At 42.2% G+C, this 25,492-nt stretch carries 16 protein-coding genes and 1 CRISPR repeat array (1 of these 17 cut by a window edge); of the genes, 13 read left to right on the forward strand and 3 right to left on the reverse strand.

Features of this window, described 5'->3' with window-relative positions:
* The first annotated feature begins 89 nt into the window (after positions 1 to 89).
* The gene (locus GJB62_RS23685; protein ID WP_114082639.1) at positions 90 to 6,323 is read left to right on the forward strand and encodes an AAA family ATPase; all 6,234 of its coding nucleotides are present in this window, start codon (positions 90 to 92) and stop codon (positions 6,321 to 6,323) included.
* On the opposite strand, the gene GJB62_RS23690 is transcribed toward GJB62_RS23685, so the two are convergent.
* Both GJB62_RS23690 and GJB62_RS23695 read right to left on the reverse strand, forming a co-directional pair.
* Positions 6,292 to 10,422 (reverse strand): PAS domain-containing protein, encoded by a 4,131-nt coding sequence (locus GJB62_RS23690; RefSeq protein ID WP_114082638.1) that lies wholly within the window; start codon positions 10,420 to 10,422, stop codon positions 6,292 to 6,294. The two genes, GJB62_RS23685 and GJB62_RS23690, sit on opposite strands and share 32 nt — an antisense overlap.
* A 235-nt stretch (positions 10,423 to 10,657) precedes the next feature.
* A complete protein-coding gene (locus GJB62_RS23695) occupies positions 10,658 to 11,524 on the reverse strand; it encodes a WYL domain-containing protein (protein WP_114082637.1) in 867 nt (288 codons plus the stop codon).
* Between the two features lie 100 nt (positions 11,525 to 11,624).
* Here GJB62_RS23695 and cas3 point away from each other — a divergent pair, with 100 nt between their 5' ends.
* The 7 genes from cas3 to cas5d all read left to right on the forward strand — a co-directional run bounded on the left by cas3 (position 11,625) and on the right by cas5d (position 20,970).
* Positions 11,625 to 13,802: a type I-D CRISPR-associated helicase Cas3' gene (gene cas3 / locus GJB62_RS23700; RefSeq protein ID WP_114082636.1), complete on the forward strand. Its 2,178-nt coding sequence runs from the start codon at positions 11,625 to 11,627 to the stop codon at positions 13,800 to 13,802.
* A gap of 356 nt (positions 13,803 to 14,158) precedes the next feature.
* Positions 14,159 to 14,365 (forward strand): hypothetical protein, encoded by a 207-nt coding sequence (locus GJB62_RS23705; RefSeq protein WP_114082635.1) that lies wholly within the window; start codon positions 14,159 to 14,161, stop codon positions 14,363 to 14,365.
* 269 nt (positions 14,366 to 14,634) lie between these two features.
* Positions 14,635 to 14,853, forward strand: coding sequence for a DUF433 domain-containing protein (locus GJB62_RS23710; RefSeq protein WP_114082634.1), 219 nt, complete (start codon positions 14,635 to 14,637; stop codon positions 14,851 to 14,853).
* Positions 14,854 to 14,870: 17 nt separating this feature from the next.
* Positions 14,871 to 15,890 carry a PDDEXK nuclease domain-containing protein gene (locus GJB62_RS23715; protein ID WP_114082633.1) on the forward strand — a complete coding sequence of 340 codons (1,020 nt, stop codon included), beginning with the start codon at positions 14,871 to 14,873 and terminating at the stop codon, positions 15,888 to 15,890.
* A 17-nt stretch (positions 15,891 to 15,907) separates the two neighbouring features.
* Complete coding sequence (cas10d, locus tag GJB62_RS23720) at positions 15,908 to 19,198, forward strand: type I-D CRISPR-associated protein Cas10d/Csc3 (protein WP_114082632.1); 3,291 nt, start codon at positions 15,908 to 15,910, stop codon at positions 19,196 to 19,198.
* A 48-nt stretch (positions 19,199 to 19,246) separates the two neighbouring features.
* The gene (gene cas7d / locus GJB62_RS23725; protein ID WP_114082631.1) at positions 19,247 to 20,263 is read left to right on the forward strand and encodes a type I-D CRISPR-associated protein Cas7/Csc2; all 1,017 of its coding nucleotides are present in this window, start codon (positions 19,247 to 19,249) and stop codon (positions 20,261 to 20,263) included.
* A complete protein-coding gene (gene cas5d, locus GJB62_RS23730) occupies positions 20,263 to 20,970 on the forward strand; it encodes a type I-D CRISPR-associated protein Cas5/Csc1 (RefSeq protein ID WP_114082630.1) in 708 nt (235 codons plus the stop codon). The genes cas7d and cas5d overlap by 1 nt, the downstream gene beginning before the upstream one ends.
* Here cas5d and GJB62_RS23735 read toward each other — a convergent pair whose 3' ends face one another.
* Positions 20,971 to 21,381 (reverse strand): hypothetical protein, encoded by a 411-nt coding sequence (locus GJB62_RS23735; RefSeq protein WP_114082629.1) that lies wholly within the window; start codon positions 21,379 to 21,381, stop codon positions 20,971 to 20,973.
* A gap of 109 nt (positions 21,382 to 21,490) precedes the next feature.
* Here GJB62_RS23735 and GJB62_RS23740 point away from each other — a divergent pair, with 109 nt between their 5' ends.
* The 5 genes from GJB62_RS23740 to cas2 all read left to right on the forward strand — a co-directional run bounded on the left by GJB62_RS23740 (position 21,491) and on the right by cas2 (position 25,157).
* Positions 21,491 to 22,111, forward strand: a complete 621-nt coding sequence (locus GJB62_RS23740; protein WP_114082628.1) for a 2OG-Fe(II) oxygenase — start codon at positions 21,491 to 21,493, stop codon at positions 22,109 to 22,111.
* Complete coding sequence (gene cas6, locus GJB62_RS23745; protein WP_114082627.1) at positions 22,101 to 22,970, forward strand: CRISPR-associated endoribonuclease Cas6; 870 nt, start codon at positions 22,101 to 22,103, stop codon at positions 22,968 to 22,970. The genes GJB62_RS23740 and cas6 overlap by 11 nt, the downstream gene beginning before the upstream one ends.
* Before the next feature lie 31 nt (positions 22,971 to 23,001).
* The gene (gene cas4 / locus GJB62_RS23750; protein ID WP_114082626.1) at positions 23,002 to 23,595 is read left to right on the forward strand and encodes a CRISPR-associated protein Cas4; all 594 of its coding nucleotides are present in this window, start codon (positions 23,002 to 23,004) and stop codon (positions 23,593 to 23,595) included.
* Positions 23,596 to 23,806: 211 nt separating this feature from the next.
* Positions 23,807 to 24,811 (forward strand): type I-D CRISPR-associated endonuclease Cas1d, encoded by a 1,005-nt coding sequence (gene cas1d / locus GJB62_RS23755; RefSeq protein WP_114082625.1) that lies wholly within the window; start codon positions 23,807 to 23,809, stop codon positions 24,809 to 24,811.
* Positions 24,812 to 24,869: 58 nt separating this feature from the next.
* Positions 24,870 to 25,157 carry a CRISPR-associated endonuclease Cas2 gene (gene cas2 / locus GJB62_RS23760; protein WP_114082624.1) on the forward strand — a complete coding sequence of 96 codons (288 nt, stop codon included), beginning with the start codon at positions 24,870 to 24,872 and terminating at the stop codon, positions 25,155 to 25,157.
* A 268-nt stretch (positions 25,158 to 25,425) separates the two neighbouring features.
* Positions 25,426 to 25,492: a CRISPR direct-repeat array (repeat unit 37 nt; unit sequence ATTGCAATTCATTAAAATCCCTATCAGGGATTGAAAC) (it continues 545 nt past the right edge of the window).

Here is a 25,492-nt window from a genome sequence, read left to right on the forward strand (position 1 = left end):
ATCCAAAGCGTAAATAATTGCCAAAGTTTGTTACAAAAAATGTCCTGTGGGGAATTCTAAACTGACTAGAAAAATTCCCTGAAAAAGTGATGAGCGCAAAAGTGGATGTAACTGTAACACTGTCAGGCTACCAAATTAGAGAGCAACTATACTCAGGTTCACGTACACTTGTATATCGCGCGGTCAGAGAAGCAGATAACCAAGCAGTTGTAATTAAGCTTTTAAAACGAGAGTACCCCAGCTTTAGTGAACTCATACAGTTTCGCAACCAATATGCCCTAGCCAAAAACCTAGAGATTCCTGGGATTATTAAGCCCTACAGCCTAGAACCCTATAATAATGGCTATGCTTTGGTGATGGAAGATTTTGGTGGCATCTCACTGCGGCAATTTATTAAGGAACAGCCGCAACACTTAGAGCAATTTCTAATTATAGCCCTACAACTAACAGATATTCTGCACCAGCTACATCAACAACGGGTAATTCATAAAGACATTAAACCCGCTAATATCCTGATTCACCCAGACACCAAAGTGTTAAAGCTGATAGACTTCAGCATCTCCTCCTTGTTACCGAGAGAAACCACCGAAATCCAAAATCCAAATGTCCTGGAAGGGACTCTAGCTTATCTATCACCAGAACAGACAGGACGCATGAATCGGGGGATTGATTACCGCAGCGACTTCTATTCATTGGGAGTAAGTTTCTTTGAGCTACTGACAGGAAAAGTGCCTTTTGATGCTCAAGACCCGATGGAATTAGTGCATTGTCATATTGCAAAACTTCCTCCTAATGTGTGCGATGTCAACTCTGAGATCCCTTTGGTTGTGGGAGAAATTATTCACAAGCTGATGGCGAAGAATGCCGAAGACCGCTACCAGACTGCGTTGGGACTAAAGCAGGATTTGCATCTGTGCATAGAACAACTGAAAGAAATAGGAAAAATTGAGCATTTCTCCATTGGAAAGCGAGATGTAAGCGATCGCTTCATAATGGCAGAAAAACTCTATGGCAGAGAGCAAGAAGTTAAAATACTACTAGAAGGATTCGAGCGGGTTGCCAGTGGGACATCGGAGTTCATGTTAGTGGCGGGGTTCTCCGGCATTGGTAAAACGGCAGTGGTGAATGAAGTACATAAACCCATTGTCCGGCAACGAGGCTACTTTATTAAAGGCAAGTATGACCAGTTCAACCGCAACATTCCCCTTAGTGCTTTTGTCCAAGCCTTCCGTGACTTAATGGGGCAGTTGTTAGGCGAAAGTGACACCCAATTAAAGCAATGGAAATGGAAGATTTTGACAGCGTTGGGGGAAAATGCCCAAGTAATTATCGATGTGATTCCTGAGTTAGAGGAGATTATTGGGCAACAATCCCCAGTGGTGGAACTATCAGGTAATGCTTCTCAGAACCGTTTTAATCTGTTGTTCCAAAAATTTATTCAAGTATTTACTACAGTTACACATCCCTTGGTGATGTTTTTGGATGATTTACAGTGGGCAGATTCAGCATCACTAAACTTGATTAAGGTATTGATCGGACAAAGAGAAAGCGGCTTCATGTTATTGATTGGTGCATATCGTGATAATGAAGTGTCGCCTGCTCATCCGTTGATATTGACGTTAGAAGAAATCAAGAAAGCTGGCACTACAGTCAATACAATCACACTGGCTCCCTTGAGTCAAGAAAGTTTAAATTCGCTAGTTACAGATACATTGCAATGTCCAGCAGCGATCGCTCAACCTTTAACCCAGCTAGTTTATCAAAAAACTCAAGGAAACCCCTTTTTCAGCACACAGTTTCTCAAGGCGCTACATGAAGAAGGAGCTATTGAGTTTGATCCTCAAGCTGGGCATTGGCAGTGTGATATTAGTGATGTGCAATTGCTCTCTCTGAGAGATGACGTGGTAGAGTTTATGGCAATGCAGTTACAGAAGTTGCCAGTTGCCACTCAAAATGTCCTGAAACTCGCAGCATGTATTGGTAACTCTTTTGATTTAGCAACACTGGCAATTGTCTATGAAAAGTCTCAAGCTGAAACTGCTACTGACTTATGGAAAGCCCTTCAGGAAGGATTAGTAATTCCCAGCAATGATATTTACAAGTTTTATCAGTCAAAATCAGAATTGTTGATTGAGGAGAATGGACAGATCGAAGCAGATAATCAGGTGATTGCTTTCTACAAATTTCTGCACGATCGCGTCCAACAAGCTGCTTATTCACTCATCCCCGATAACCAAAAACAACTGATGCACTTAAAAATTGGGCAATTGCTTTTAAGTGTAATAAACGAAACGAAAAAAGAGGAAAAAATCTTCGAGATTGTTAATCAATTAAATAAAGGAGCCGATTTAATTGTCTTAGAAACAGAACGGGAGACATTAGCGAAGCTAAATCTAGCTGCTGCCCAAAAAGCAAAATCTGCAACCGCTTACGTTGCAGCAATTGAATACACCACTAAAGGCATACAACTTCTCACAGCAAATTGTTGGCAGCAATGCTATGAGCTAACGTTGGCTCTACATGATTTAGCCGCAGAATTAACCTGTCTGAGCGGTTACTTTGGGCAAATGGAGCAGATAGTTGATGAGGTACTGCAAAATGCTCGTCAATTACTAGACAAAGTGAAAGTCTATGAAGTGAGAATTTTGGCTGATGTCGCTCAGAGTCAGCAACCCAAAGCCATTAAAACCGCTCTTTCTGCTTTGAAATTATTTGGAGTGTCGTTTCCAGAGCAGCCAACTGATGCAGATATTACTGAAAGTTTGCAACAGACTCAAGATATATTAAAAGGAAAACATTTAGAAGATTTGTTGGAACTGCCTGAGATGAAAGACCTCCGAGGTCTGGCAGTGATCCGAATTTTAGCGACTGTAACAGCAGCAGTCTATCAAGCGGTTCCAGAATTGCTGCCGTTAATCGTGTGCAAGCAGGTGAGGTTATCGGTTGCTTATGGTAATGCTGGGGTATCAGCACAGGCTTATGCTTGGTATGGAGTCATTCTGTGCGGTATTGGAGAAATAGATTTAGGCGATCGCGTTGGTCAACTGGCAATGGGACTACTATCACGCTTCGAGAGTAGAGAATTTAAAGCCAGCACGATTAACATGGTTTATCCTTTCGTGAAGCCTTGGAAACATCATATTCAAAATTCACTCGCTCCTTTGCTTGACGGATACCATAGCGGTCTGGAGATGGGTACTTTAGAATATGCTGCTTACTGTGCCTACAATTATTGTTCGCTGTCCTATTTTCTCGGCAAAGATTTGTCAATCTTAGAACCAGAGATGAAGGTTTACAGTCAGGCATTGGCTCAAATTAAACAGGAAGTTGCTCACAATTACCTAAGAGTCTTTTACCAATCTGTCTTAAATTTACTGGGACAGAGTAAGTGTCCTTGGGAAATTAAAGGTGTGGTTTATGACGAAGAAATGATGTTGCCCAAGCATCAGCAGGCGAACGATCTCTATGCAATGGGAACACTGTATATTAATAAACTAATTCTTTGTTACTTGTTCAATGAGTGGGAACAAGCAACAAAAGTGGCAGTTAATGCCAAACAATATTTACATGGTGTATCCGGTTGTTTCATGATTCCGGTGTTTCACTTTTACGATTCATTAACTCGTCTGGCGATATTATCCAATGCTCAAGGTAAGGAATGTAATAGTTTGCCCCAGGAAGTTGTTGGCAACCAAAAGAAGCTCAAAGAATGGGCAAACCACGCCCCTACAAACCATTTACACAAATTTTATTTGGTGGAAGCAGAGCAGTATCGGGTGTTGGGGCGAATGTATGAAGCAATGGATTACTACGATCGCGCGATCGCATCCGCCAAAGCAAATGCATATATTCAAGAAGAAGCACTAAGCAATGAACTCGCAGGCAAATTCTACCTCGAATGGGGCAAAGAAAAACTCGCCCAAGCATATATGCAAGAAGCATATTACTGCTACGCCCGTTGGGGAGCTAAAGCCAAAGTAACTGACTTGGAACAGCGCTATCCTCAGCTTTTGACCGCAATTGTGCAACACCCGCAACCATTACTTAGTGCATCTAACACAATTTTTGCCCCATCTTTTCATTCGACTCAAACCTCTAGCTCCAGCAATATTACAGAATCGCTCGATTTGGCAACCATTCTCAAAGCCTCTCAAACTCTTTCTGGTGAAATTGAATTAGAAAAACTCCTAATGATGCTGCTTCAGATAGTAATTGAAAATGCTGGGGCAGAAAAATGCGTGTTAATGCTGCTGCGGGACAATCGCTTGTTGATTAAAGGGACTGTCAGCGTTAATACTCAACCCATTGTTCTGCAAAGAATTCCAGTGGAGGAAAGCCACGACATTCCTCTGAGAGTGATTTATCACGTCAAACATTCCTTACAACCTGTGGTGTTGGCGGATGCCACTAATCATCCAGTCTTTGCCAGCGATACTTACATTTTGAGCCAACAGCCAAAAAGCATCTTGTGTAATCCGATTCTCCATCGGGGTCAATTCGCAGGTATCCTTTATTTGGAGAATAACTTGACGACTGGGGCATTTACTAGCGATCGCGTCGAACTGCTTAACCTGTTATGTACTCAAGCCGCTATTTCTCTAGAAAATGCCCGACTTTATGAGCAGACACAACAAACACTGGTAGAACTGCGTGCCAGTGAAGCCCGCTTCCAGAAGGTGGTTGACAATATTCCAGGCATGGTATTCCAATTCTGTCTGGCTACCGATGGCTCTTTTTGGACACCCTACGTCAGTTCGGGTTGCTATGACCTGTATGAGGTTGATCCAAAGGCAGTGATGGCAGGGGTACACAACATTCACCTCATGGCGCATCCAGACGATTCCCCAATGCTGGGACAGTTAGTTGCTGATTCTGGTCGAATGTTAACGCCTTTTAGTCACGAGTGGCGAATTGTGACTCCTTCAGGCAAAATCAAATGGATTCAATGTGTTTCTCGACCAGAACTGCAAGCTGATGGCTTGATTGTGTGGGATGGGGTGGTGATTGATATTAGCGATGTCTACGACGAGCTTCGTTTACGCAAACAAGCGGAAGCCGCACTTCAAGAGAAAGAGGAGTTTCTGAGCAGCATTTACAACGGAGCCGAAATAGTCATCTTTGTTGTGGATGTGTTGGATAACGATCGCTTCCATTACGCCGGATGGAACGCTGTTGCGGAACGAGCCTCTGGAATTCGTAGTGCTGATGCCGTAGGCAAAACGCCCACTGAAGTCCTTGGGGCAGCACAGGCCCAGACTATCCAACAACGGCTTGCTGAGTGCGCCAGAACGGGAATGCCCCTTTATTATGAGCATTGCCTAACCTTTGATGGGCAGGAAACCTGGTGGTTTATCAACTTCAACCCACTCAAGAATACTGAGGGACAGATTTACCGGGTGATTGGCACAAGCTTTGACATTAGCGATCGCAAACGCGCCGAAGTCCAATTGAATCATCGCACAGCAGAATTAGAGCAAATCCTGCAACAACTCCAGCACACCCAAACCCAGATGATCCAATCCGAGAAAATGTCAGGATTGGGGCAACTTGTGGCAGGTGTTGCCCATGAAATCAACAACCCAGTCAACTTTATCTTCGGCAATCTTAGCCATGCAAATGAATACACCAAAAATATTCTGAGACTCCTGGAACTTTATCAGAAATATTACCCAATTCCCGACTCTGAGATTCAAGAAGAAGCCGAAGCGATGGACTTGGAGTTTTTAGTAGAAGACTTACCCAAACTTATTTATTCCATGCGAATTGGAGCAGAACGCATTCAAAAAATTGTTGTCTCTCTACGCACTTTCTCGCGCATGGATGAAGCCGAGATGAAAGAAGTCAATATTCATGAGGGCATTGATAGCACACTGATGATTCTGCAACATCGACTGAAAGCTAAACCTGATTCTCAAGGCATTGAGATTGTCAAAGCTTATGGAGAGTTACCGTTAGTCGAATGCTATGCCGGACAACTCAATCAAGTGTTTATGAATCTTTTGAGCAATGCCATTGATGCCTTAGAAGAAGCGAACGCTCAAGACCAAACCTTAACTCCTACTATTACGATTAGCACTTACCTGGCAGAAAACAAACAAGTTGTCATTAAAATTGCAGATAATGGCCCCGGAATTCCTGCTCATATCAAGCAAAAATTATTTGATCCATTCTTTACGACAAAAGCTGTCGGCAAAGGTACAGGAATGGGACTTTCTATTAGTTATCAAATTGTGGCTGAAAAACACAAAGGCACATTACATTGTGTTTCCGAACCGGGACAGGGAGCCACATTCATTGTGATGATTCCGATTTGCCAATCTTGATCTGTGCGAGTGCTACCACAGCTTGAACTAACTCTTCTGGATCGAGGGGCTTGGTAACGTGGCGTTGATAGCCACTGGTTATGGCTCGCTGGTAATCATCAACTCTGGCATAAGCAGTCAAAGCGATCGCAGGAATTTTTCCGCCTTTTTCGGGGCTTAAAGTTCGGATCTGTTGAATCAAGGAATAACCATCGACTTCAGGCATCCCAATATCACTGACTAACACATCGGGTTGAAAGGACTCCAGGTTTGCTAACACTTCTGCCGCAGAAGCAACAGTCAAGACTGTAGCTCCGTATTCAGTAAGCAATACTGTTAATAGCTCACGGGCATCGGGGTCATCATCCACTGTCAGAACTCTAATTCCCGTGAGTTCAAGTCCTGGTTGTGGCAACTCATCTGTCTGCTTGATTTCTGGTTGAAGATTCAGCAGTGGCAACTGGACTGTAAAGGTGGCTCCCAAGCCAACACCCGGACTGTCAGCCATGATGGTGCCGCCGTGAGCCTCAACCAACTGCCGGACGATCGCTAATCCCAATCCTAACCCGCCATACTTGCGAGTAATTGAAACATCTTCTTGACGGAATGACTCAAAAATATACGGGAGAAACTCAAGGTTAATGCCTTTACCAGTGTCACGGACGATAATCTGTGCCTGCTCATCTACTTGCTCTAATCGGATTTCAACCCGTCCTCCCTTGGGGGTAAACTTGATAGCATTGGAAAGTAAATTCCAAACGATCTGTTGCAAGCGGTTGGAATCTCCAGAGACTTGCCCAATATTTGGCAGCACCGGATGCAACGAAATTGATTTGGCAATGGCTGCTGTAGTTACCGTGTCGATCGCAGATTCAATAATAAATGCCAGATTCACAGGTGCAGCATCTATGGTGAGTTTGCCGCGCAGAATCTTGGCAACATCCAGCAAGTCATCAATCAGTTGAGTTTGCAGTTTGGCATTGCGTTCAATGGTGGCTAAAGCTTCAGCTGTTTTGGTTTCACTAAATTTACGGGTTTGCAGCAGTTTTGTCCAGCCGAGAATTGGGTTGAGAGGCGATCGCAATTCATGGGAGAGAACCGCCAAAAATTCATCTTTGATCCGATTGGCGCGTTCGGCTTCGGCTCTGGCTGCTTGCTCTAGCTGAAATAGGCGATCGCGTTGGATTTCAGCTTGTTTGCGATCGGTGATATCCTGTACATTACCCACCATCCGTACCGCATTGCCCGCAGCATCATAGAAAACCTGACCTCTAGCCGCTAACCAGCGAATGCCATCAGGATGTATAGTGCGGAAGTCATCTTCATAGTACTCTTCCTGTTGCTGGATGGTGCGACTCACCCCTTCATTAGCTGAGATGCGATCGTCTGGGTGCAGGAGACTTAACCACAGTTCATAGGTGATTTCCTTTGTGGTTGGGTCAAGCCCAAACAGATTGACGTACTCTTCAGATACATGAGCGCTATTGTGGATAATGTCCCAGTCCCATAATCCCGATTGCGTCGCTTTGTACGCCAATTTTAACCGGGCTTCGCTCTCCTGCAAGAGGAGTTCTATCTTTTTGCGATCGGTGATGTCTCGTGAAATCAACAAGATTCGTTCTAGTTGCCCGGAAGCATCCAGAATCGGGCTAACGACCACTTCCCACCATTTGGGAGTGCCTTTTACAGTTGGGCAGTATCCGCGAAAAATGTTGACTTCACCTGTTTTAGCGGCAGCGAGTGCTTGCTCTGCTTGTTGTTGATAGCTGCCTTTCCAGAAACAGAGCCATTCAGTATTGAGATAGGAATTTAAGTCGTCAATTTCCATCAAACATAGTCCACCTGTATTCATATACAGCAGCCGCCCGTCGAGGCTTAATACTTTGATACAGTCAGAACTACTATCTAAAATACGGTTCTTAAATTCTTCACTCTGGCGCAAAGCAAGCTCTGCCTGTTTGCGATCGGTGATATCAAAATGGATGCCTGCCATTCGGAGTGGATTGCCCTGTCGATCACGCAAAACCACTTTTCCGTGGTTGGCAATCCATTTCCACTCCCCAGACTTGGTTAACATCCGATATTCAAATTTGTAAGACACCGAATCGTCCTGAAGATGGGCATTCAACCGTTCCATCACCCAAACTTTATCGTCAGGATGAATCAGTCGCTCCCAACTGTTAAAGTGCCCAGGTAGCTCTCCTTGCTCATATCCCAGCATTTCCAGCCATCGTGAACTTAAATAATCTTCATTGCTAACAATGTTCCAATCCCATAGACCGCCACCAGAACCTTCCAGTGCCATTTGCAGGCGTTCTTCACTGTCTCGCAGGGCTTGTTCTGCCTGTTTCCGTTCGCTGATGTCTTCGGCAATACCTGCAAAACGATAAATCTCTCCTGTTTCATCTCGAAGCCCAAAACAGCGATCGTGAACCCAGCGAATACTACCATCGGGTAAAATAATCCGGTATTCTTCATCAAAGTTACCTGCGACAGCTTTTTCATGAAACGCTCTGTCTGTCGCTTCTCGATCTTCTGGGTGGATACGATCGACCCATGCTTGTTGTCCTTGATACAATTCCTGCGGGTTCAATCCCCACAGGCGTTTATATGCAGGACTAACATAGCTAACTCGATTTTCCAATACTTCTTTGATCCAGAACACCGCATCAATATTTTCTGCAAGCTGCCGAAAACGTTCCTCACTCTCGCGCAGAGTTTCGGCTGACTGTTTGCGTTCGGTGATATCGAGATCGATACCCGCCATCTGAATCGGTTGTCCGTGTTGGTCGTAAAATACCTTACCCTGACTGAGTGCCCACCGAATAGTACCATTAGGATATACCACTCGAAATTCAATGTCATAGTCTTCTCCGGTGGCGATGGCACGATCGACGACTGCTAGAACGCGATCGCGATCATCAGGGTGGACTCGCGCGGCAAACATCTCGAATGAGCCGTCAAACTCTCCTGGCTCCAGTCCAAATGAGGCTTCCAGGTTATCCGACCAGGAAATTTTTCCCGTTTGGATATTCCAGTTCCATGTTCCCATCCGAGAAGCTGATAGTGCTAATCGCAGCTGTTGTTCGCTTTGGCGTAGTTCTGCTTCTACCTGTTGGCGTTCCTTTAGCTCACGCTGTGCCTGCTGATACAGTTCTGCCTGTCGTAAGGCGATACTCACCTGAGTTGCCAACTCTTTAAGCAAGTCAATTTCTAAAGGCTGCCAAAATCGCGGGGAGGTACAATGATGAGCAATTAGCAATCCCCAAAACTGGTTGTCTTGCAGAATTGGTACAACCAGATGAGCTTTGACTTGAAACTGTGCCAACAATTCACCGTGGCATGGGTCAATACTGCTGTCATGAATGTCCGATACTGCCGTTACTTGCCCCTGATAATAGCCTTCGATATAATTCTTGATAAAGGCGGGATCGTAGCTGACAAGTTGCGGTCTATTGGAGGTGATGTAGGTCTCAGCTAGGAAGGGATCTTGGATAGTAGAGGAAAGAAGCGATCGCCACTCTGTCCCAACCGATTCTGCCACTACTGTCCCATCCCCACCAGGATTTAACCGAAAAACCAGGACGCGATCTGTGTGGAGAAACTGCCGCACCTCGGCTACAGTTGCCTGAAGAATTTCATCCAGATTCAGAGATAAGTGAATTTGCTGGGTAATTTGCGCGACTACGCGCTCTCGTTCAATACGCTGTTGCAGTTGGGTGCGTAGCCGCACTGTTTCAATTGCCCCATTGATTGCTATTTGTAGCCCTTGTGCGGTAATTTGCTCTTTGACAATATAATCTTGTGCGCCGGCTTTCATCGCCTGAACTGCGATCGCCTCATTGCCCTGCCCTGTGACAACAATCACAGGTAGGCACTGCTGTTGAGTTGAGATTTGCAATTTAGCCAGAAATTCCAGTCCGTCTATATCAGGCAGTCGATAATCAAGTAAAATGGCATCTGGTTGGTGTTGCTGGCAAAGTTCTAGCCCTTGCTGTCCCAGGGTTCCTTCTAGGAAAGTGTAAGAATATTCGCGATCGCGCAACAAATACCGCCGATATAGCTCTCGATCTTCTGGGGAATCATCGACAATTAAGAGGGTGCGCTGTTGCTGAGACATCGTGAATTAATTGAGCGGATAGAGTTCAAGCCCACATTCCGCAGGTTATCATAGAGAGATAACTATTTTTGAAATAGCGCTAAAATCCTCATCCATGTAAGAATTTTACCATACCCTCTGTTTTATGACTTTAGGAAAAGTCTATGATAAAAGGGCGATTACATATAATACTCCTTCTGTTAGTAGTTTACTTGGACTTGTGTGTACACCGTAGCCGACTCGGAGAGGGAAAGAGTTAAGACCTGGTTTCGATATCGTATAACTGGCATAGGGTGAGGAGTTTTTGTTTAAGGCGATCGCGCACATTTTCAGGTAATATCACTACACAATCTGGCGCATACTGCATAACTTCGCGGCTAAACCAAAATGTACTAGATACTCGCCTAATCACTCGTCGAACTTTTGGTTTATCTGGTAGCCATTCATGGATATCATCTTCTGGTTTAGCTTGATAAGCAAAAGCCAAATTTGCTAATAAGTGCATTTCTACTTTTATCTCATCCAAATTAGTACGCCACTCACCGGAAATTAAAGTCACCGCCGCATCCGTAATTCGGTCTAATCGTAAACTCCAGTTGTGAACCAGTTCTGGGATATCAAAATTTCCTTCTGTTTCCTCACACCAGCAATCAAGATATTGTCGCTTTTCGTGGGGTGCTACTTTGGCGTGGCGAACCGTAAAGTTTAATAAACGTCCAGTTGCATCTTGATAGGAAAGCTGAAAGGGTTGTTCGCGCAAGATGTAGCGGTCTATCTCTAAGCGCCAAGATGGGGGCAAATTCTCTAAGAAACGTTCAATTTCGCCTCGCAACGGTAATGATAGTTCGCTGCGTTCGAGAAGTAAGTTTGCAATGATTTGCGCTTGTTCAATTTGCCCGATGTCTGTCAAAGCATTGATACATCTATGTAATGCCCTGATGCGTGGTTCTTTCCAATCGTTATTGTTACCGATGAGTAACTTCCGTTGAGCGATCGCTTTAATTAACTTAGAGATGTTAGGCTCTTCTCCCCACATCATACCGAATTCACGAGCGATCGCTTCTAGCTCGGCTTTATCGCGTTCTGATATCGACAGTGTAATAGATTGACCTTTTCGACTCATTAAAAATGTCCGTGTACTTTGTACTTGTACTCTCTTGTCAACTTCTATTTTGCGTGCCAATATAGTTTTTAACAACCAGTTACGGACACTATTTAAGTGTATGTCCGAAAATTACAGAATTACTCTCAAGCCTGTTTACTCGCAAACCGTCCCGACACCTGACGGGGTGAAATTACCTAAAGATTGGTCGCTTTCTTGGCATCAAGCCGCAACTTTAGAAGCGTTGCGCGATCCAAATATTGATGTAGTGTTCAACACTGCGATGACTGGTGATGGTAAAAGTCTTGCGGCTTACCTAGAAGTTCTTCAGGGTGAATTTTCTGCAATCGGACTTTACCCAACCAATGAACTCGCCCGCGATCAAGAAACGCAGATTAGAGGATATGTTGAGAAATTCCAGCCAGAGAATCAGCCGCGTGTAGTGCGACTCAGTGGTGCTGATTTAGAGATTTATGCAGAAAATGAAGGATTGAAAAAAGGGGCTGCGATCGCAACTCTGACTAACCAGAGAGAAGCATTATTAACCAACCCTGATATTTTTCACTACTTACATCGAGGTGCTTATATAATTCGTGGCGATAGTCCAGATAAGTTATGGGGCAGAATTGATAAAGATTTTGACTTATTCATTTTTGATGAATTTCATGTTTTTGCTGCTCCACAAATTGCTAGTGTGATTAACACAATGTTGTTAATTCGCTGTACAAATCGCCGCAAGAAATTTCTGTTTCTCTCAGCCACACCAGATACAAACTTAATTGGCCGATTAGAAAAAGCAGGATTTCGTTGTAAAGAAATTGATCCTCTAAAACAAAATAAATATCAATTTCCCGATACACAAGAAGAAGGGCAGCAACTGCAAACACAGGGCTGGCGACAAGTAGCACGGACAATTACGCTGAATTTCATTCCTTTGGAACCATCATTTAAAGCTTCGGAAACCTGGCTAAAAGAAAATAGTAATTTGATTTTGGCTCAGTTTCAGCAGCATCCAGGAAGTAAAGGCGCAATCATTCTTAACTCAATCGCAGCAGTCAAACGCCTAACTCAATTTTTTCGGGAAATCTTACAGCCTTACGGCTTGAAAGTTGGAGAGAATACAGGGTTATCAGGAAAAGGAGAAAAGGAGCGAAGTCTTTCTGCTGACTTGGTTATTGGTACTAGCACAATTGATGTTGGAGTTGATTTTAAAATCAATTTCCTAATGTTTGAATCATCCGATGCAGGTAACTTTATCCAACGTTTAGGACGCTTAGGAAGGCATGACGAATATGAGAAAGATGGACAGATAGTTAAGTTTGAGAATTTTACAGCTTTTTCTCTAGTTCCTAACTTTTTGGTAGAGCGATTATTTAAGGGTGATACTCCACCATTAAAAGTGAATAGTATTTGCGATCGCCCCTTTTTTCACAATACAATTACTGAGAATTATCGACAAATCAACGATTTTCGTGGTTATTATCGTCGTTGGGGGGCTGTGCAATCATTTTGGCTGTTTTATCAGTTGAGCGATCGCACAATTAAACAACAGTATGCCCAAAGCCGAGACAAGTTTCAAGAAGCCTGTGAACAAGTCTTTGAAACAAGTCTAAAGTCTGCGGCTGGAAGTGTTTCGGGATGGGCGAAAGATTGGCAAGCACTTTCTGGTAAATCAGGAAATCCTATTGCTGAGGATGCTGCTAGTTTTCGAGGTTTAAGTCCTTTGCAGTGTGGTTTATACGACTTAACGGAAGAAAACGAAGCAGATAGGTTTAAAAACTACGATTTACCCGGTATTTTGGGCAATTTAGAAATTGAAATGTGGACGGAAGCGGCATTTATACGGACACTCAAAGAAACCGCAGAACGCACCGGACAACCCATTGCCAAAGGAAGATTTGCTCATTGTCTAGCATTTATGAAGTTGCGTTCCTACCGAGAGGAACGGCTGAACTGGAAGTTTACCTATTCTGGAAACTTGCAGCCAATTGCTGACGCTTGGAAAGTTCAGGTTTTGACTGGTGTGGAAATTTGGCAACCTGACAACTATTGGGTTGGGGAAATTAACAAACGCCTAAAAAAGGAAGGTTTGGTTTGTTACGTGATTCGCCGTCCTCTTGCTGAAGTGCGGATGCGGCTAAGACTACCGATGAATTTTCAGATTTATGGCATCAGCGATCAGTATAGCTTTCATGATGCTACTGTGCCCTATGCGATCGCTTTTGGTCACTCTGCACTGTTGCTGGATACGCTTGCATACACGTTTAAAAGCAAAGGAGATGAGATATGGGTTGTTTGAGGTTTCAATCCCTGATAGGGATTTTGGTTAGTGTAACGGAGAAAAAGCTTACGCCAGTAAGTTCAGACGTATTTATTTCAATCCCTGATAGGGATTAGTAATCTCACCTTATTTGTATAGTGAGTCTCCGTCTTGATCTGAGAATAACAGATAGTGGGTGAACGTAACCGCCATCAAGTGCTGACTTATTTGACCAGATATTTATCATGTTAAATAGGTCTAAAACTTAATGCACTAGTTTCTTGCAATCGGCTTTCGCTTAAGTTAGCTTCTGAGTATGCGACTGGCAAGACTGGTAGTTAAAAAAACTATCAGTTCTAATGAGTTGTATGTAAACTTACTTCAAGAATTGAAAGATGCGAAAACGTAAGAAGACCAAGGTTGAGCTGTTAATTGAAGTCTTATCAGACGGCGAATGGCACTGGGGTGATGAACTAGCTCAACCCGATAAAGTCGGTTGGCGCTTTGGAGACGCTGTAGATAAAGCTCGTGACAAAAAAGGCTTTCCAATAGTCAGAGAGCGAGTTGGACTCAAACACAAGTATCGTTTGCCCAAATCTTAACCGATATTAATGTGGTGTTAGCGAATTTCTTGGTCAAACAGAGAATTTTTTGCTATAGAGGGAAGCTGAACAGTAGGTTACGGCATTAAGTTCAGGCGTAATTAGTCTCAACCCCCTAGAACCACAAAGCAAAACTTGTGGCAGATAGCTGGGTACAAGTCTGGTATACATCAAAATCTTAAAGCAGTTGATTTTATGAATGCTTCCTTCTTTTCTTAGCGTAAAAATATGATTGGCAAAGAAAAACAATTCCTTATCTGACATAATCCATGAACGAACAAAAACTTTTAGAAAGAATCACAATCAACCCTCAAATCTTTGGTGGTAAACCAATTATTCGAGGTCGTCGCCTTGCAGTTGAACATATTTTGGGGATGTTGGCGGCGGGAGATACTATCGAAACCTTATTAGAAGGTTATCCCTGGTTAGAACGGGAAGATGTGCAAGCCTGTTTAGTTTATGCGTCTCGGCTAGTTGGTCATGAATAAGTTGAACTTTTTCCGCTATGAGTAACCCCGTTTCAGACAATTACAGACATTTGCTAATGGAAATAAAACAGCGTATTCGTTCAGCCCAGTACGAAGCACTAAAAGCAGTTAATCGGGAAATGATTAACCTTTACTGGGACATTGGACAGATAATTGTTACTCAACAACAGGGCGCTAGTTGGGGAAAATCCGTAGTAGAACAGTTAGCAAAAGACTTACAAGCAGAGTTTCCAGGAATTAGCGGATTTTCTGCTGCTAACCTCTGGCGGATGAGGCTTTTTTATGAATCATACGTCAACAATGAAAAACTCGCACCAATGGTGCGAGAAATTGGATGGAGTCACAATCTGGTCATTGTAGAGAAATGCAAAGATGACCTAGAACGGGAATTTTATATCAGAATGACTCGTAAATTTGGCTGGACAAAGAATGTTTTGATTCACCAAATTGAAAATCAAACCTATGAAAAGACTCTGTTGAATCAGACTAACTTTGATAAAACTGTTCCAGCAGAAATCCGTAACCAATTAAAACTAGCAGTCAAAGATGAATATACTTTTGATTTCTTGGAACTAGCAGATGAACACAGTGAGCGACAGTTAGAACAGGCGATTTTGGCAAGAGTTGAACCATTCTTGCAAGAAATGGGCGGGCGGTTTACTTTTGTTGGCAGTCAGTATCGCTTAGAAGTTGGCGATAAAGAATTTTTTATTGACCTGTTGCTGTATCACCGCCAATTAAAATGTCTAGTTGCAATTGAGTTAAAAACTGGAGAGTTCCTACCTGAGTATGTGGGAAAAATGCAATTTTATCTGGCGGCTTTAGATGATTTATCTCGATTTCCAGACGAAAATCTCTCAATCGGAATTATTCTTTGCAAATCTAAGGATAAAACCATTGTTGAGTATGCACTGAGAGAATCGAATAAACCAATCGGTATCGCAACTTATAAACTGTTTTCTACGTTGCCTCAAGAACTAAAAAATCAGCTTCCGGCTCCAGAGCAAGTTGCCAAGTTGCTAGAAGGCGTGGAGTAAAAAATTGGAGTTTGAAAATGTCTAATGATGATTGGTTATCAGGTGATTTTGGTTTTGATGGAGATTCTTCAGACCGCACTATTGAAACTAAAGGTGAGTTACTAACACTCAAGTTATTACGAGAAGCAATTCAGTCTCAAAATCCCGATGATAAGGTAATGGCAGACTTTGGTGAATATGTTTTACCAAATCTGTTGCGGATAGCAATTGGTGTAACTGCGAAAGGCGGTAAGTTTTTTGATGAAATTGACCAACAGCGAGAAGCAGAAGGAAAAATTAAAGTCAGACGAGATAATGCTGCTGACCAATCGCTGAATACTCACTTACTCAATGGATTATTCCCCGCTAATTTAATTGAGAAACGTTTAGAAAAACTTAATACCACAGTGCAGCGAGTGGTGAAAGAGCGAGAACGACGTTTGGTAATTGCTGGATTTATTTTACATGATTTTGAAAAGTTTCCTGATGTACCTGAAAACTGCCGCAAGTTGCCGTTAGCAGAACATCGCGAAATTATTGATAAAAAAGTTCACCAGTTAGGACTAGATAACTTTATAAATCCAGAAAATACTGAAGCTTATCGAGAGTATTTAGATGATTTATTGTGCATGGCTTATAATGCTCAACGTCGCTGGGATACTAACTGGAATTTTTCTGAATTTGGGTTGAATCCTCTTCTCAAAGACCGTACCCTTCGCAGTCTATCTGATTTAACTTGTTTAGCTGATTCTCTCGCCTCAATTGTTAAACATCCCCAGGATGCAGAACATCCTAGACTCAAAGAAATCATCCACAGCCTCAGTGATGGGCAATTAAAATTTACCTATCACAGCATTGCTGAGAATCGTGGTGTTTTAACTAATGTGGTGAATAATGCTTTAATTCAGGCTCATACTAGTCTCAATACTGATGAGTATACCTACTATGAACCTTTGTTATATCTGCCAACAGGCGTGATTTACTTGGCTTCGCGCAATGCTCCAGCTATCTCGCCGGAAGATTTACCAGACCGTGTAGTTAACAGTATTAAATCGCTTTGTGCAGGTCAATTACGCCTCAGACAAACAGGATTTGGTAGAGATGGCAAAGGCATGAAATATGCCGAATATTACAATTTATTTTTTGATGATATAGGCTTGATGAAAGTAGCTTTAGATGCTACATTACGCATCTTAAACCCTAATAAAGGCTCTGTTGCTAAAAGTCGCAGCGAAAATCTGAATAAGTTTCAGCAACAAAATGTTTTATCTGCTGATTATGACTTCAAATTTGAAGACGATATCCGTATTGACCAAATAGCAGAATTTGGTGATTTAGTTAGCCGGAAGATTTGGGAAGAGACAGTTAATCGCGTTGATTATGCTCGGAAGAAAGATAAAAAGCTGCCAGCAGTTCCCGATTTTGATTTAACTCACAAAGTTGCAGAATTTTGGAATTTAGCAGAATGTTTACCCCAAATTAGAGAAATTCAACGCATTAACGAAAGTCTCAAAGAAAACAAGTTAAAGGGAAATACGGGAGGAGTACCTTATGAATGGTATTATCTGGCGGCTAAATATTTAGAACATCATCCAGGAATTGAAGATGTACGCGAAGCTTGTCAGCAAGTCATTGAGTATTTGACAACCTTAATTTCTCCGATAATTTCTCAGTATCAATTACCTGATGGTTGGGATGATTTAAGGCTCTGGGTAAAACGAGTTGTGATGTTACCAGGCACTAATCAAGAGCCATCTGTTAAAACGCAAGTTGAAACATTTCTAAATGAGTTAGATAATTACAATGCTGCGAAAAAAGCAGGGCGAGGGAAACAATTAATCTGCTCAATTTCTCATTCTGCTTACACAGTTACTGAGCAAATGGAATCAGCAGTTTTATTTACGCCTCAAGTTTATACAAACAAGCAAATGTTAGGAGGTTCTAACGCTAAACGCAATATCTCCAGTATTGCAGGTGTAGAGATGATGCTGAGGCAAATCTTGATGAATCAAACTCAAGCTGTAGGTAAGCGATTTGAAGATGGTAAATATCGCTATCTCTACTTTTATCCCACTTATTACTTTACTCCAGAGACTAATAAGTTTTTGCAGAAAGCATACAATGGTATTGCTCAAACTCGCTTTGATACCAGCGTTCGCAACCATTTTATCAGTAAGGATTTACAGGCGAATTTGGGGCGTGATCGCTACCAAAGTGTAGATAGTTTCTTAATTGATGAAAACCTCCAGCGTGACAAGGATCGCACCTTTAAGCTTTCCTATCCTGAAGACCAGCCTTTAACATTTTACTTCATGGCACTCCCGCCAGGAAGAGACAGCACCGATACAGAATCTTGGGTAATGCCAACTTGGTTAGCGTTTGCTTTCCCGATGATTTTAGATGTTAAAACTGTGGTTTCAGAGTCACCAATTCCACCTTTTAATGATGGGGCTGAATTTGAGGAAAGCGTTTTCCTTGATAGTGCGCCTCATGCTTTCCGTGCTTTAGTAAGGCGCGATCGCTTCCGTCTTGACTACATCCTCGAAGGCTGGAACGAAAACGGTATTCAATACCCAGCACCTTTAAATGTGCTTACCGCCGCTTATGCCATTCATTTAGATGTGAATGCGCGACAGGGTAAGTCTGGTTACGATGCCAACTGGGGAAGATTTACAGAACTGGCTAAAGATTTTGAAACCAGTCCACTATACGTCTTTTCTTATCTCAATCGCTGGGTGCGTAACCAGGGATCGGAAACAGCGCGAATCGAGAAAATTCGGCTTTATGCCTATCATTTTTATCCTTGTTTTGACCCTTATGTGAAATATGACACTAATATGGAGCAATTAATTGTGGGAGAAGCATCAAGTCTAAATCATCCTAAGAAATTAACAGATTTATACCGCAGATTTTACCGAGCTAATAAGCGTTATAATCCTAAGTCTAATGCTGTGTTGAAACCAGTTGATATTGCGGCTGAAACTATACTCAAAGCTGAGTCAAGTGTGTTTCAGGGAGAAACATTAGTTGTGGCTGTTGCAGCAGAAGTTTTTAAACTCATGGATCGCGTTCATTCTTCTACTGCTGAAGGACGTTGGATTATGAGCAAACGAGAGGAAGAACGGCAAGCTGTTCTAGATTTTGCCAAGTATTTTGTAGTGGAGGTATTTGATAACGCATTTGCAGGCGATCGCGCTCGTTTAGCAGGCCGTCAACTCAACTTAATTAGGGATACTTGCGAATTTCTTTATCGTCTTGAAGATGACAAAGAAAATGCAGGAAAAAATGAAAATATTCCTGTAATAGATGATGTTAAGGAACCGGAATAAATTCTTCTAGAAGTAAACAAGTAGTAAACAATTTTTTGGAGATAAATCATGGCAATTTTAAAAACTGTTGAATCCAAATTCTTTCAAACTGAGATTCCTTACAAACCAATGGGGAAATATGTTCATTTCTTGACTATTCGCATTACTGAATCTTACCCTCTATTTCAAACAGATGCAGAACTGAATAAAGCACGGGTAAGAGCAGGAGTTAAAGACAAAACTACAATTAGCCGTTTGTCAATGTTCAAGCGTAAACAGTCTACTCCAGAGCGTTTAGTTGGTCGGGAATTGCTGCGTAACTATGGCTTAATGACTGCTGAAGAATGCGAATACAATGTAAATTTTGCAATGGATAATCCTGATTGCATCATTTACGGATTTGCTATTGGTGACTCTGGTTCTGAAAAATCGAAAGTTGTGGTAGACACGGCATTCTCAATTACAGCTTTTGATGAATCACACGAAACATTCACCCTCAATGCTCCTTATGAAAATGGTACGATGGCTTCCAAAGGTGAAAATGGTTCTAAACCTGGTGAAGTTACCAGTCGGATCAATCAACAAGACCACATTAGACCGCAAGTTTTCTTTCCTAGTATTGTCACCTTGAAAGACCCCACTGAAGCTAGCTTTCTTTACGTTTTTAATAATATTCTGCGAACTCGTCACTATGGAGCGCAAACTACCCGTACAGGTCGTGTCAGAAATGAGTTAATTGGTGTTGTATTTGCAGATGGAGAAATTACTAGTAACTTGCGTTGGACTCAGGCAATATATGACCAAATGAAATCTAATAATACTTTAAATGCTCCTGATCCACTAGATGAGGATGATGTAATTACTGCTGCTAAAAATGCTATTGAGGCGTTAATGGCTGATGAGTTTATTGTTCACACAGATTTAATTGGTGATGCTTTTGTATCCCTAATTAATGAAGTCAAAACTTTAACAGGAAGTGAGAAAGGTATTCAGGCAATTTTGCAAAAAGCTGATGCAGAAGCTAAAGATTATGCCAAGAAGCATATCAGCAAGAAGAAAACTGCTGCTAAAGCGGGGAAAGAGTAATGGTGTTTATTTCCCGTTGTCAAATAGAACTTCATGACAGCCTCTATTTCGCAACTCGTGAAATCGGGCGATTGTATGAAACAGAGCCAATAATCCACAATTACGCTCTCTGTTATGCACTAGGTTTAGTTGATAGCCAAATATACTCTACTACCGTTGCTGAAGAACATTCTTATCGCTATTTTTGCCCCGAACAAGTGCCAAAATATGAGGAGCATTTAACGCCACTCAATCAACAAGGAATTTACGTAACTCCGGCGCGATCGCTCAATCATTCTTCCATCCTCAACACCTGGAAGTATGCTAACAACAACTACCACGTTGAAATGGAGAAAACACAGAAAAATATCCCTAGTTTTGGTAGAGCGAAAGAAATAGCAGCAGAAAGTAAATTTGAGTTTTTTGTCATATCTCAAAAAGAACTCAAATTACCAAAGTGGATTCGTTTGGGTAAATGGATGAGCAAGGCTGAAGTAACGGTAGAACAATTACCAAAACATAAAATTTCTGAAGGTATATTCACTTGTACACATCCATTAAATCCTTTAGATGTGATGTTCACGAATCAAGTGATTAGCTATGATGTTGTGAATATGCCTCCAGTTAGCTTAATTCAAAATGTCCAAATGCGAGGTCAATACTATCAATTTGATGGCATTCAAAACTTAAAAATCCCAGTTCGGGTAGAATATCGTTTTCGGAGTTAATCACTTCCCAAAACCTTTACCACGGTTTTTATTTTTTCGAGGCTCTATCATCATTAACTCGGCTTTAAAACCTCTGGAATCTTGCAACATTAACTTACGTATTCGCTGGCGTTGGTAAGCCTGTACTTCAGCAGCTAGAGAATGATTAGGGTCAATTTTTAAGTGAGTAATCGCAGAAACATATTGTTCTTTACTTTCGGGATTATTTGGCTCTTTTAGTCCGCACATAATCCCGCCTTCATCTCCTGAATAGCCAACGAAATCAATCTCAAATTCTCTGTCTGGATCGGCGTTTACTCCTTTTTGCTTTAATGTCTTCAAAAACTCCTTCCCGGCACGTGCTTTAATGGGTAAGTTCTCTTTCAGTTTTTCAGTTAGTGCCTTGGCTGCATTGTAATCATCAATTCTCATTGGTCTTTCTCACTATGTAGTTTTTCTCACTTAAAAGAATACTACTATCATCACTCGACAGTCTTTAAAATTTTAGATATCACATTCAGCGATCGCTCCTCTATCCCCAGTGAAACACTATCAACAACAAACCAACGCCTTCCCCAGCGACTACCTAAACAACTTGTGGGGAGAAATCCAAGCTTGTCCTTACTTTGCTATCAACAACCTCAACCGCGATTTTGTCGCCACGAAAGGATTTTCTGTAGTATTTCAGCGTTCTGGATTAGCAAAGGTAGAACAGCAGTTTCCCTACTTCAAACCTTACCTCGATTTGGCTCTCCAGCCGAGTTGTAATGCTTTTTACCTCAATCCTTTACAACTCAAAGAAGGCTCCCGCGTCGATCCGCATATCGATCGCTCCTTGCGTTCCTACTCCAAAACCATTGAACCGCCTGCGGTTGTCAGTGTCCTCTATGTGCGCGTACCTGCGGATATGGAAGGGGGAGAACTGGTATTGCGATCGCACAAACGTCAACTTGGGCAAATTAAGCCCCAATTCAATACTTTAGTTTATTTTCAAGGTGATTTAATCCATTCGGTTAACGCTGTCAAAACCCCAGGAAATCGCCTAAGTCTCGTTTGTGAACAGTATAGTTTGAGTGATGCTGAACTCCAGGAAATCCCTGAATTCACTGTAGAGTCAAGAAGCACTCAGTCTACAACCAAAAAAAGAAAGTATGCCTCATAGTTTAGTGTTGAATTTGCTACCCCAATCGCCCATTCCATCACAGTATCTTACAGGTAGACATCTCCACGCCCTATTTTTAACCCTTGTTAGTTCAGTAGATAGCACATTAGGCGATCGCTTGCACGATTCCACCGCAGATAAAGCTTTCACCCTTTCCCCCCTGCAAATAAAGGGAGAGGGGATAGGGGATAGGGGACAGGATCGGGGTAAATATAAATCTAAAATTTCTACTAGCAGTAGTTTGCAATATTCACATCAGCAACCCATTCCCGCCGGAACTCCTTGTTGGTGGCGCATCTCTTTATTAGATGACACTTTATTTAGCAAACTTACCCAACTCTGGCTAAATCTGAATCCCAATCGCCCTTGGCATCTTGGCCCGGCTGACTTGTATATTACCAGCATTCAGGGTACACCCCAATCTATTCAACCTTGGGCAAATGCCACTACTTACGCTCAATTATACGAAGAAGCTAGCGATCGCCATTCTTCCATTAATCTTACCTTTTCCACGCCTACCGCCTTCCGTCAAGGACAGTATGATACTACTCTTCCTACAAGAGAATCTGTTTTTAATTCCCTACTTTCGCGCTGGAATAAATACAGTGGTATAGAATTACCTCAGATTACCATAGAGTCAATATTTCCTTCTTTTGTCAACATTCACACAGAAATATTAGCAGACTCTCGTAGTAAATTTATTGGCATTCTTGGCGAAGTTAACTACAAGATTTTGGGGGCAATTGAACCCATACAAATTAAGCAACTTAATGCTTTAGCTGATTTTGCTTTGTATGCAGGAATTGGTCGCAAAACAACTATGGGAATGGGAATGGCGCGGCGGCTGTATTCTCCCTAATTTCAACAATCATTTAAAAACCACCTAAGTTATGAACCAAACCGAATATATTTCTATTGCGGCATTGAATCAATATGCCTATTGTCCGCATCGTTGTTGGCGGATGTTTTGTGCCGGGGAATTTACGGATAATCAATACACAATTGAAGGCACAACCTTACACGATCGCGTCCACACCACAAGCGATGTACAACGAGGAGAAACTTGGCAAATTCGAGCAATTTGGCTGAAGTCTGAGCAATACAAACTCATCGGAAAATCTGATTTAATTGAAGAACAATTAGGTCAACTTTATCCAGTGGAATACAAACGGGGATGCAAAGGCGAATGGGATAACGATGAGTTACAAGTTTGTGCCCAAGCCTTATGTTTAGAAGAGATGACAGGACAACCTGTTACTAACGGATATATCTATTATGCCCACTCGCATCAACGGCAATTAGTAGAGATTAATGCAGAGTTAAGAGAAAGTGCGATCGCAACTATTGAATCTGTCACAAATCTCCTAGAAACAGGAGCAATGCCAAAACCAGTTTACAGCAAACGCTGCCAAGGATGCAGCCTTTATTCGCAATGTTTGCCCAAAGCAACCGATAAAGTCAAAAGTTATCAAGAAGTAAATTAAATCATCCAATTTATTACTAGCCCTGGCGACTGGAAGTCGCGGCTACACAGACAAAACCCACCTCCGTGGGTTAGAAAACCCTTGATTATTAGTCCACGGAGGTGGACTTTGCTTGTGTAGTAGCGTTCGCCCTTGGCGTGCCGGAGGCATCATTCTATTCGCCTAATACTTTTCAAACTTTAGCACCAATTATTACTAGGAAGAATCAAAAATGGGAACACTTTACGTAACACAAGCCGATGCTTTTATTGGTAAAGTTGATGAGCGTCTCACCGTCAAAGCTGAACAAAAAACAATCTTAGATATCCCTTTAATTAAACTAGAAGGAATTGTAGTACTAGGACGGGCTACTATTTCTCCCGCCGTCGTCAGTGAACTTTTAGAACGTCATATCTGTTTAACATTTCTCACCCAAAACGGACGATATTTAGGGCGCTTAGAACCAGAAGTTACCAAAAATATCTTTGTTCGTAAAGCCCAATGGCAAGCTGTGGGAGAATCAGAACCAGCGATACATTTAGTTAGAGGATTTGTGCGGGGTAAATTGAAAAATTATCGCCATACATTACTTCGCACTCAGCGAGAACATCCTGATACTGACCTGAATAATAACATCACTCGATTGGAAAACGCGATCGCACCAATCGAAAAAACTAGCAGTATTGATTCCCTTAGAGGCTTAGAAGGTGCGGGTAGTGCAGCCTATTTCGGTTGTTTTCAACAGCTAATCAAAACCCCAGAATTTCGCTTTGAAGCCAGAAAACGCCGCCCACCAACCGATCCGGTTAATGCCCTACTGAGTTTTGGGTATACATTACTACGCCATGATGTGCAAAGTGCTTTAAATATTGTTGGCTTCGATCCTTATCTAGGATACTTACACGTTGAACGTTATGGTAGACCTTCCCTAGCTTTGGACTTGATGGAAGAATTTCGTCCTTTAATAGTGGATGCTGTAGTATTGTCGCTGATTAACAAGCGATCGCTAACCCTAACTGACTTTACCACCGAACCGCTCAGTGGTGCTGTGTCTTTAACCAAAGAAGGACTGCATACATTTCTTCGCGCCTACCAACAAAAGAAACTATCGAGTTTCAAACATCCAGTCATGGGAAACAAATGCACCTATCAAGAATCTTTTGAAATTCAGGCAAGGTTATTAAGTAAATACCTAATGAACGAAATCGATAAATATCCCCCTTTAATTCTCAAGTAATTATTCATTCTCCCCCATCTCCCCCATCTCCCTCATCTCCCCACTTCCCACTCCCTTCATGTATATTGTTGTCAGCTACGACATTCCAGAAGATAAGCGTCGGACAAAAATCCATTCGATTCTCAAGTCTTATGGACAATGGATGCAACTGAGTGTGTTTGAGTGCGATATCACTCCTACTCAGTATGCTAAACTGCGATCGCGTTTATCTAAATTGATTAAACCCGATACCGATAGCGTTCGTTTTTATTTTCTCTGTGGCTGCTGTCAGCGAAAAGTCGAACGTATTGGCGGAGAACAGCCACGAGACGAAACAATTTTCTTTGCTGAGTCCCCTTCTGGCTAGGTTTCTGTATTTCAAATGCGCGGAAGGGTAGGTGTACAAATTCCACAGGTCTAAAAAAGTGCTTCTATCCCAAGTACAGTAAGGCTTTCAACCCATTCTTTACCTAATCATCATCCGCGCAATCTCTGAAATGCTTATCAAAATACGATTTCAGCCTTTAAATTTTCTTGGCGCTCTTTCCAAACGAATTCTCTAATGCTATGATTGCCCTTGAATCGCGCAACCGTACCTTGAAAACTAAATACAGCTTGGCTTTCAGCGTCCCGCTATTGCAATTCATTAAAATCCCTATCAGGGATTGAAACTTGCCAGTAGAGCCAGCCGATCTAGAAGTT

Source organism: Nostoc sp. ATCC 53789 (genome assembly GCF_009873495.1).
In the GTDB taxonomy this organism is placed as follows: Bacteria; Cyanobacteriota; Cyanobacteriia; order Cyanobacteriales; family Nostocaceae; genus Nostoc; species Nostoc muscorum_A.